The sequence below is a fragment of the uncultured Dysosmobacter sp. genome (assembly GCF_947631165.1).
GTDB lineage: Bacteria > Bacillota > Clostridia > Oscillospirales > Oscillospiraceae > Oscillibacter.
Genome location: NZ_CANRKH010000029.1, coordinates 20,757 through 29,866 on the forward strand (window position 1 = coordinate 20,757; position 9,110 = coordinate 29,866).

Below are 9,110 nucleotides of genomic sequence, written 5' to 3' on the forward strand. Positions count from 1 at the left end.
GCTTTTGTCAAGGGTAAATTTAAAAGGCATGTTTTCTCAAGCTTTATGTCGAAAGCCCCGCGTATTGCGTCATGTACAGGTCGTAGTATTTTCCTTTTTGCTCGATCAGCGTCCGATGGTCGCCCAACTCCACGATCCTGCCCTGGTCCATCACCACGATGAGATCCGCGTCACGGATGGTGGACAGCCGGTGGGCGATGACAATGCTGGTGCGGTTTTCCATGATCTTCTGCATAGCCTCCTGGATGGCCTGCTCCGTCCGGGTATCCACGTTGGAAGTCGCTTCGTCCAGGATCAGGATTTTCGGGTCGGCCACAAAGGCGCGGGCGATTGCCAGCAGCTGGCGTTGTCCCTGGCTGATGGTCTCACCGGCCCCGGTCAGGACGGTATCCCAGCCCTGGGGCAGGCTCCGGATCAGTTCATCACAGCAGCTCATGCGGGCCGCCCGCTCCACGTCCTCCATAGGTGCCAGCTCGCAGCCGTATTTCACATTGTTCAGAACAGTGTCGCTGAACAGCAACGTGTCCTGCAAAACGATGGCCACATTCCGGCGCAGCTGGTTTCTGGAGATGTCCCGGATATCCTGACTGTCGATGCGGATATCCCCGCTGTCGATCTCATAAAAGCGCATGAGCAGGTTGACCAGCGTGGTCTTGCCGCTGCCTGTGGCCCCCACCAGTGCCACCTTTTTCCCGGACGGCACCGTCAGGCTGAAATCCTGGATCACTGGATGACCCGGAATATAGGAGAACTGCACCTGTCGGAAGGTCACAGCGGCGGGCCCGTCCTCCAAAGTATCCCCAGCTTTGTCCTCGCTTGCTTCATCCAGAACGGCAAAGACCCGTTCCGCTCCGGCCACGGCGGTCTGGAGCTGCCCGTAGATCTGGGCCAGCTCGCTGATGGGGCGGCTGAACTGCTTGGCATAGACGATAAAAGCGGAGATGACACCCACGGAGATTAGCCCACTGGCGGAAAAATATCCGCCGAAAGCGGCGATGATGACAAAGCCGATGTTTCCGATGCAGTTCATCACCGGCCCCATAACACCGCTGAAAATATCCGTTTTGATGCCCGCCCTGGTCAGCGAATCCGACGTGGCGCAGAACTCCTCTACTGTAGCATCCTGATGATTGTAGGCGACCACGGTGCGGTAGCCGGACACCATCTCCTCCACGGTACCGTTCAGCGTGCCCAGAAGCGTCTGCCTCCGCCGGGAGAACTTCCGTACCTTCCCGGAGAGAATCCTGGTCGCCAGGAGAGTCAGCAGGACGGTGGCGCAGCTGAGCAGCGCCAGCTGCCAGCAGTACCAGAGCATTACCGCCACTGTCCCCAGGATCGTCAGGACACCGGAGAACAGGGAGGGCAGCGACTGGGAGATGGTGGTGGAGAGATTCTCCACATCGTTGGTCATGCGGCTCATCACGTCGCCATGGGAGTGGGTATCCATGTAGCGGACGGGCAGGTCCACCAGTTTTCCAAACAGCCCCCCACGCATCCGCTTGACGATGCGCTGGCTCAGGCGTGCGCTGAGCAGCCCCTGCAATAGCTGGCAGACGCTATAGAGCAGATAGGCCGACAGCATCCCCAGCACAGTCCGCGTCAAGCTGCCTGCTCGGACGCCCGCGATAATGTCGATGGCATTGCTCTGCAAGCTGGGGGCATAAACGCCGCACACCGTACCGAAAACCACTGCCGCCAGCATGACCAGCACCATGGCTTTCTCTTGAGCGAAATAGGCCGCGATGCGCCGGAGCGCCGCCCCGGCGTTTTCTGCATGCTCCGCCTCGACGAAGCGCTGGCTCCGGTTCATCATGCCGGGGATATTGCGGGCGGCAAGGCTTTGCTCTTTTCGTTCAGGCAATTTCTCCCTCTCCCATCTGTGAATGATAGATATCCTGGTAGACCTTGCAGCCCGCCAGCAGTTCCTCGTGGGTTCCGACGGCAGCGAGACGCCCGTTTTCCAGTACCACGATGCGGTCCGCCCGGCGCACGGAGGCGATGCGCTGGGCCACGATGATCTTGGTCGTGCCCGGATGCTTTTCCTCCAGGGCGCGGTACAGGTCCGCCTCCGTTTTCAGGTCCAGGGCGCTGGTGGCGTCGTCCAGGATCAAGATCTCCGCCCGCTTCAGCACCGCCCGGGCGATAGACAGCCGCTGCTTCTGTCCGCCGGACAGACTCATGCCCCGTTCCGCCACCACAGTATCGTAGCCCTCCGGGGTGGAGCGGATGAAGCCGTCCGCCTGGGCGGCCTCCGCCGCCGATGCGATTTCTTCCGCTGACGCCCCCGGCTTGCCCCAGGCAATGTTTTCCCCAATAGGGACGGTGAACAGCTCCGCCTTTTGCAGGGCAATGGCCACCTTCTCCCGCAGGGCCCGCTGACGGTACTCCCGCACATCCACCCCATCCACCAGCACCGCGCCCTCCGTTACATCGTAAAAGCGGGGGATCAGGTTTGCCAAGGTGGTCTTCCCACAGCCAGTGGCGCCCATAACAGCCACTGTTTCGCCCTGGCGGATAGTCAGATCAATATGCTCCAGCACCGGACGAGCCGCGCCAGGGTAGGTAAAGGACACATCCCGAAATTCGATTTCGCCCCGCCGCTTGGTGTCGCCGTCAAAGCTGCCGTCCGCCAGCTCCGGTGTGCTGTTTAGCAACTCCTTGACCCGTTTCCAAGAGGCCAACCCCCGCGAGATGTTCTGGAACAGCATGACCAGCATGAGTACGCCGTTCAGGAGCTGGGTGGTGTAGGTGACGGCAGCCATGACATCGCCCGGAGTCACACTGCCGGAGGCCGCCTGGAAGAAGCCCGTATACAAAATAACGGCCACCACTCCGTACATCAGGGCGTTCACAGCGGGGTTCATAAAGGCAAAGATGACCAGCACCCGCAGCTGTGTCCTCACCAGCGCGTCGTTGGCCTTGCCGAACCGGGCCTTTTCATACGCCTCTCTGACGCAGGCTTTGATGATTCGGATACCGGAAATGTCCTCCTGCATGATGGCGTTGATAGCGTCCAGATGTCCTTGCAGCTTGGAGAACAGGGGTTGGCCTTCCACAGACACAGGACGATACACCCCGCCACAAGGGGAAACGCGCACAGCACGGTCAGCCCAAAGTCCCGGTTCAGCCGAAAGATACAGTACATACTGCCGAAGGTCAAAAGGCTGGTGCGGATCAGGCCGCGTACAAACAGCGACACGAAGGTCTGTATCTGGGTGATATCGTTGGTCACCCGCGTCACCAGTGAACCCGTTCCGAAGCGGTCCAACTGGGGGAAGGAGAACGACATGATCCGGCGAAAGGCGTCCTTGCGCATTTCGTTGCCGATATTCTGGCTGGAATAGTGGGTGAAGACATTGTTCAATGAGCCGCACAGTCCGCCGAACAGGACCAAGGCAATCATCCGGAGCCCCAGCGTCCCGATGAGCCGCAGGTCGCCTACGCCTCCGGTCTCCAATCCCAGAACGCCCTCGTCCACGATCCGGCGCATGATCCCCGGCTGGACCAAGTCCATCGACACCTCGCCCACCATGAACAGCGCGGCAAGAACCGCATAGGGGAGGTAGCGTTTGATGTATTTCCACATACCGCCCTACCTGTTCCGGCGCTCACGGCGGGAGCTGCCCTTGTGACAAGAAATTGCGTGATAACGGCCCTCCCAATCGCGGTTGACCTTTTCCAGAAGGGAGAGGAGCTGCGCTTTTTCCTCATCCGTCAGGGCGGAGAACATCTCCTCGTGCCGCCGCTGGCGCTGTTCCAACGCCGTCCGCGCCTGCCGCTCCCCCTCCTCCGTCAGGGAGATATCGGCGGTCCTGCGGTCTGTCTCGCTGAGCGAGCGCACCACCAGCCCCGCCTGTTCCAGCTTGGCGATCACCTCGCTGGCGGAGCCTGGCTGGATACCCAGCCGCTGGGTCAGTTCCCGCTGGGTGATGGGGCCCGTCTCGCTGAGCACGATGAGGATCCGCTTCTGACTGCCCCGCCCCTCGTAGAGGGAGCGCATGGTGTGGCTGATGTCCCGCAGAGTGACGACCAGCCTGTCATTGATATTTTCTTTCCGATACTCCATACTGTGCTCCCTTTCCGTATATCATGGTACCTTGACATTTTATTCGCACGGCCGGTATTTGTCAAGGTACCATGAAATTTTTTATTTGGGCTTGACTTTTCCCTCTCTTATCTGCTATATTTTAAATGTAACGTGTAGCGTAACTGCGTAAATCCAGTTCCGTTGCGCGTTTAATTTTTAGAATAGGCGAGCGTAATTATGAAGCGGATCAAGGCGGCCTGCATCTGCCAGACCCTCCACTTTCTGCTGAAGGAGAACGCGGAGCGCCAGTGGGCGGCCAAGCAGGTGCAGCTTGAAGTGGTGAACTACAAGAAGGGACTGGAACGGAACCGTACCCAGTACAAAATCGTGGAGGAAACCACCCAGCCGGACGGCTCAGTGCTTCTCAAGGTTATCAAACAGTACAATACCGCCCCTGTGGGGAACTACTTGGGCTGAACCGTGGCTATAAAAGAATATTTGTAAAACAAGTGCGTGGCCAAAGAGGCGTAAATCCAGCTTCTCAGGTCACGTACTTTTTTATTTTCTATTCTCAAGGAGGGCCATTTATCAATGGAAGCAAAAGCAAATGATTTTTTGGAAAAACAGCCGATAGGGGAACTGATGCGGCGGTACGCCGTGCCCTGTGTCATCTCCCTGCTGGTGGCGGCGCTCTACAACATCGTGGACCAGCTGTTCATCGCAAACGCCAGCTACCTCGGTTCCCATGGCAACGCCGCAAACACGGTGGTATTCCCCCTAACGGACAAGGCACTGCTGGTGCGGCGGCTGAGTATCTCCGCAAACCGCCTGCTGACGGAAGCGGCCGCCCCGAAAGAACCTGGGTTGGAACATCTGGACCTGTTCACCGACTACGCTGCCCAGGAAAAGCAGAAGGAGGCGGACAGGGCCGCTCTGGAACGGGAACGAAAGAAACAGGAGGCTGTACTGCCATCAAGAAAAAGTACGGGAAAAATGCCATTTTGAAGGGGATGAATCTGGAGGACGGCGCCACGGCCAGGGAGCGGAACAATACGATTGGAGGGCACCACGCATGAGCGGTAAGTATGACGATATCCTCCGCCTGCCTCATCCCACCTCGGAGCGTCATCCCCGGATGCCCATTTCCGACCGTGCCGCCATTTTCAGTCCTTTCGCCGCTCTCACCGGCCACAGCGCCGCTATCACGGAGACGGTGCGGCTGACCCAGCGGCGCATCGAGCTGGACGAGGACAACAAAGCAAGGCTGGATCTGAAACAGCAGGTGTTGGCGGCGGCCATCGACTGACAGCCCGAGGTGACCGTCACCTGGTTCCAGCCAGACGAGAGGAAAGAAGGCGGCAGCTATGTCACCGCCACCGGACGGCTGAAGAAGGTAGATACGCTGGAACGGACCCTAGTCCTGACGGACAGCACGGAGATCCCGTTGGACGATGTCCTGGATATGGAAAGCGAATGCCTTCAGGGCATATTGCAAGAAGAATTTTGAAATCTATCTAACAAAAAGGGAAGCGTGGCAGTGCGCCGCGTTTCCCTTTTCGTTAGAGCAAAACAGGCAGATTTACGCTGGAAAGGAGAAGGCTATGAATATCAGAAAACCTGTTGACTACAACGCCCTGTACGCGGATTCGGATAAGCTGATGGCGGCAAAATTATCCCAGATGGAACGATACCGCGAGATCGGCAGACTGGTCAGCGCCAGGAACGAGAAAGGTGCGGCGGTCGCGGCCTCTGAATATTTGCAGGCCGCATATCCCACGGCCACAGACTTCTCCCCGCGTAATCTGCGGCGTATGCGGGAGTTCTGCCGCACTTATGACAGCGATCCTGTTTTGATGGAGCACGCAATGCAGATCAGCTGGACGCTGAATGTTGTCTTTTTAGAAACGGACCTTACGATGAATGAGCGCGCATGGTATATTCGTGCGGCAGAGCAAGATGGCTGGTCCAAAATTGAACTGAGAAATCAAATTGCTTCCTCTGCGCATTTAGAAGTTCCTCTCGACGGTAAGGCACCTGTATGCTATACTGAACAGGAAGAAACAGTTCAGGAGTACGAGAACAGCGATGACAAAGATACTTTATTAAGAGGCTTTCTACCCATTCATTATATGCTGATAGATGGGTATACAAGTGAAAAGAGAGAATAGTGATTATGATAAAATTACTCAATAATGTTGCGGCTCTTTTATATGAAAATATGCAGTGGCTATTCTCTGGGTTGGGGGTAAGTGTATTATCTTTACTGATATCTTCTTTCGTGAAAAAGAAAAAACCACAGGAAAATGCAGTAACAGTAAACGGCAATAATAATCAGGTGGCAACTATAATAATTAATTTTTCCCCGGATTTTATTTTCATAACTTTATTCTCAATCATTCTAGGACTTATTATATTTGTTGTAGTTTGGGCTCATTCCGATTTCTTTTTGCATCCAACAACAAGTTTTATGGTTATAGGAATTTCATTGGGAGTAACTTTTTGTTCATGGTATATGATTTTCCTCCTTTATCGAAAGAACTGCACCAGAAAATTGGAGGTAGAGGGAATCTACCTTAGTTCAATTAATAATACAAATTCTAATATCTCTTTGAACCGTTGGATTAAATTTGAAGAGATCATTCATACATATTCAATAAAAAAAACCGACTTATTTGCAGAAAACAAATGTAAGGGCAAAGTAAGTTCAAAGCGGTTTGATAATTCAGTAGCTTTTAGCGTTTTCGGGGAGTCTCCCAATGTTGATTCTGTCCAAGGACATGGATTTGATCTTCTGGCAGATCCAGATGAAAAACACAAAATTACGCCACTTACGGTTAAGTGCAAAAATATTTCAACAATTCTGAAAGTGCCACTCTCCACTAGGGCAGAAATTGGATCTGAAGTAAGATGTAAGTTCGTTACCCCAATATTTGGCTGTATGAAATACGGAAAAGATTATGTTAGCGCTTACGCTGCATCTAGCACAAAGAGTCCTATTAAATTTACTGTTAATCTACGATTTTATGATGACTTCCCAACAAGTGTAAGGACATATCATATAGATTATTCCGATTTTCTGCCAAAAATAAAATTTGATAGAGTTCTTTATTGTAAAGAAAAATCGAATCAAATTCAAGTATACACAGATGAGACTATTATAAAATCTAGGCACTACCAAAAAATATATATTTTTGAGCGAAAAGCAGAGAGTAATGTGAACAGAGACGGCAACCTGGAAAGTACTTAAAAAGCGGCTGAAGGACGAGGGAAACCAGTCAGTTACAACCTGTGACTAACTGAAATTAGATTTCCCAAAAGACGGCAAGCGGTGCAAAGCTGTTGTTGCCAACACAAAATAGCTCCTCCGTATTATCCAGTTCATTCTCTCGCCCAAGGCCGAACCATTCAAAATGTGGCTGGCCCAGGTTGGGCGGGCGCTTGCGACCTACTTAAAGAAGGGGATACACTCGCGAGTGGATCAGCCAGTGGCTTCAGGCGATTCAGGTACGTAAGTAACTCTGACGAATGATTGAGATGCCCGGGGTGTTCAAAAAGGCGTAGAATATGCAATCCTGACCGATGATATCTCCCGAGCATGGTTCGGTATGACGCCAAGCAGTACAAAAACCTCAAGGGATTGACAAAAGAAAATCTCCGGGACTATATGCCCACCCTGGAATTGGTACTGATTGATCAGGTGGCAGCAAAAAAATTAAAGACACAACAGATGAACTTCCCCGCCAAAAATAAGCAATATTCCCCCCCAATGTATCTGCAAGCCAGTTTGATATGTTTCCGAAAGTGTTCGTACTTTCCAAACGAGAAAGACCCGCTATCTTTTGTAACACAATGGATGGCGAGTTTTTCTTTATGCAGTTTTGATGTATTTGGTCGTTGTCTCAAAATGTACAGCTATAACCGCCGGGCAGGTATTACATGAAGCGCGCTTTTCGACCATATTCTTAGGGGGGATTTGTTGAAAGTATTGGATATTCTGGACGCCGTCAACGCCCGGCTGGTGAAGAAATGGCCTGATCGGACAGTGTATGTGGATGTCTGCCCGTTGACTTTGCCCGGCCCTCTTTCTGGCTCGCAGTCGAGAAAAACGATTGGACTGACGCCAACCGTAAAGGAGGAACCAGTGAAAGACTTTTCACTGGTGACGGAAATACTGGGAGCGCCACGGCGCAAGACAGTAATTGAGAGGAGCATACAATGGGACTTCCTGAACTTTCTTTTTCCCTGCGGAAGGCCGCCCAAACGGTAGCGGCCCGAGTATCCGCAGGCAATGTGGCCCTGATCCTGCGGGACGCCAAGGCCAACGGCGTACACGCCATTTACCGGGAGAGCGATATTCCCTCGGAGCTGGGCGCCCCCACGCCGGCGGAGGCGGTGAAGAAGCTGCTGCCCGGCGAGATCGTGGACCTGTCCAATGCTGTGGAGCAGCTGACCGGCTACCGCCGGAAGACCATCCGTGAAGTAAAAAACGGCTGATGGACGGCGGCGACGCGGAATTGGGCCTGCTGTACTACCTGTTCTCCGCCCACCACTGGGGACTTCACGATCTCCGGGTCCTATGGGAGGGAGAGACAGGCTGGCATGACCTGATCTACGCGCTGGCGTCCTATGAGGCCAATGAGCGGGCGGAGCATCTGAAAGGTCTGACGGACTGCCCGAAGGTCAAGATCGTGAAGACCAGGGCAAAAAAATAAAGCCGCCCAGCAAAGCAGCTTTATTTCATATTTAAGCTAATGCGCCAACAAACATACAAATAATTGCGGGAATCAAGAGCCCTACGCACAGCCAGAAGTTACGATCCAACTGTTCTGACGGTTTAACTCCGTCTAAATATTCAAATTTGTGGTCAGAAAACCACTGGAAGCCAAATATGCAGCCAACAAGCGCAAGAAGAAGCCATAACCAAAACATGAGAATCACTTTGGATTTATTATAGGTCATGAGGAAAGTGTTGTCAAGGAGGTGACGGAAATCTCCCTTTTACCTTTTGTAGGATTGTCAAACATATTGGACAGCGAAGTCAAGAGGAGAAAGCCAACGGAGAGGCCTCATAGGGAAGTTGTTG

9 protein-coding genes and 3 pseudogenes are annotated in these 9,110 nt (G+C 53.3%); 8 read left to right on the forward strand and 4 right to left on the reverse strand.

What is annotated here, in order from left to right; translation table 11 throughout:
• Positions 1–43 precede the first annotated feature (43 nt).
• The 4 genes from Q0Z69_RS12645 to Q0Z69_RS12660 are packed head-to-tail and all read right to left on the reverse strand — an operon-like array spanning position 44 to position 4,066.
• Positions 44–1,861: an ABC transporter ATP-binding protein gene (locus tag Q0Z69_RS12645; protein WP_298034148.1), complete on the reverse strand. Its 1,818-nt coding sequence runs from the start codon at positions 1,859–1,861 to the stop codon at positions 44–46.
• Complete coding sequence (locus Q0Z69_RS12650) at positions 1,854–2,996, reverse strand: ABC transporter ATP-binding protein (RefSeq protein WP_298034185.1); 1,143 nt, start codon at positions 2,994–2,996, stop codon at positions 1,854–1,856. Before Q0Z69_RS12650 ends, Q0Z69_RS12645 begins: the two co-directional genes overlap by 8 nt.
• Entirely contained in the window at positions 2,900–3,586 is a 687-nt protein-coding gene (locus Q0Z69_RS12655) for an ABC transporter transmembrane domain-containing protein (RefSeq protein ID WP_298034152.1), read from the reverse strand. Before Q0Z69_RS12655 ends, Q0Z69_RS12650 begins: the two co-directional genes overlap by 97 nt.
• A gap of 6 nt (positions 3,587–3,592) precedes the next feature.
• A complete protein-coding gene (locus tag Q0Z69_RS12660) occupies positions 3,593–4,066 on the reverse strand; it encodes a MarR family winged helix-turn-helix transcriptional regulator (RefSeq protein ID WP_298034155.1) in 474 nt (157 codons plus the stop codon).
• A 198-nt stretch (positions 4,067–4,264) separates the two neighbouring features.
• Here Q0Z69_RS12660 and Q0Z69_RS12665 point away from each other — a divergent pair, with 198 nt between their 5' ends.
• From Q0Z69_RS12665 to Q0Z69_RS12705, 8 genes and pseudogenes are all read left to right on the forward strand, one after another.
• Positions 4,265–4,504 carry a hypothetical protein gene (locus Q0Z69_RS12665; RefSeq protein WP_298034158.1) on the forward strand — a complete coding sequence of 80 codons (240 nt, stop codon included), beginning with the start codon at positions 4,265–4,267 and terminating at the stop codon, positions 4,502–4,504.
• A 114-nt stretch (positions 4,505–4,618) separates the two neighbouring features.
• Positions 4,619–4,810, forward strand: a pseudogene (locus Q0Z69_RS12670) (MATE family efflux transporter); the annotation flags it as partial.
• A 289-nt stretch (positions 4,811–5,099) separates the two neighbouring features.
• Positions 5,100–5,534: pseudogene (locus Q0Z69_RS12680) on the forward strand (hypothetical protein).
• A 94-nt stretch (positions 5,535–5,628) separates the two neighbouring features.
• Complete coding sequence (locus Q0Z69_RS12685; RefSeq protein ID WP_298034161.1) at positions 5,629–6,195, forward strand: DUF1016 N-terminal domain-containing protein; 567 nt, start codon at positions 5,629–5,631, stop codon at positions 6,193–6,195.
• A 5-nt stretch (positions 6,196–6,200) separates the two neighbouring features.
• Positions 6,201–7,274, forward strand: coding sequence for a hypothetical protein (locus tag Q0Z69_RS12690; RefSeq protein ID WP_298034165.1), 1,074 nt, complete (start codon positions 6,201–6,203; stop codon positions 7,272–7,274).
• Positions 7,270–7,715, forward strand: a pseudogene (locus Q0Z69_RS12695) (hypothetical protein); the annotation flags it as partial. The gene Q0Z69_RS12690 and the pseudogene Q0Z69_RS12695, both read left to right, overlap by 5 nt.
• A 527-nt stretch (positions 7,716–8,242) precedes the next feature.
• The gene (locus tag Q0Z69_RS12700) at positions 8,243–8,521 is read left to right on the forward strand and encodes a hypothetical protein (protein ID WP_298034174.1); all 279 of its coding nucleotides are present in this window, start codon (positions 8,243–8,245) and stop codon (positions 8,519–8,521) included.
• Entirely contained in the window at positions 8,521–8,739 is a 219-nt protein-coding gene (locus Q0Z69_RS12705; RefSeq protein WP_298034177.1) for a hypothetical protein, read from the forward strand. Before Q0Z69_RS12700 ends, Q0Z69_RS12705 begins: the two co-directional genes overlap by 1 nt.
• Positions 8,740–9,110: the final 371 nt, after the last annotated feature.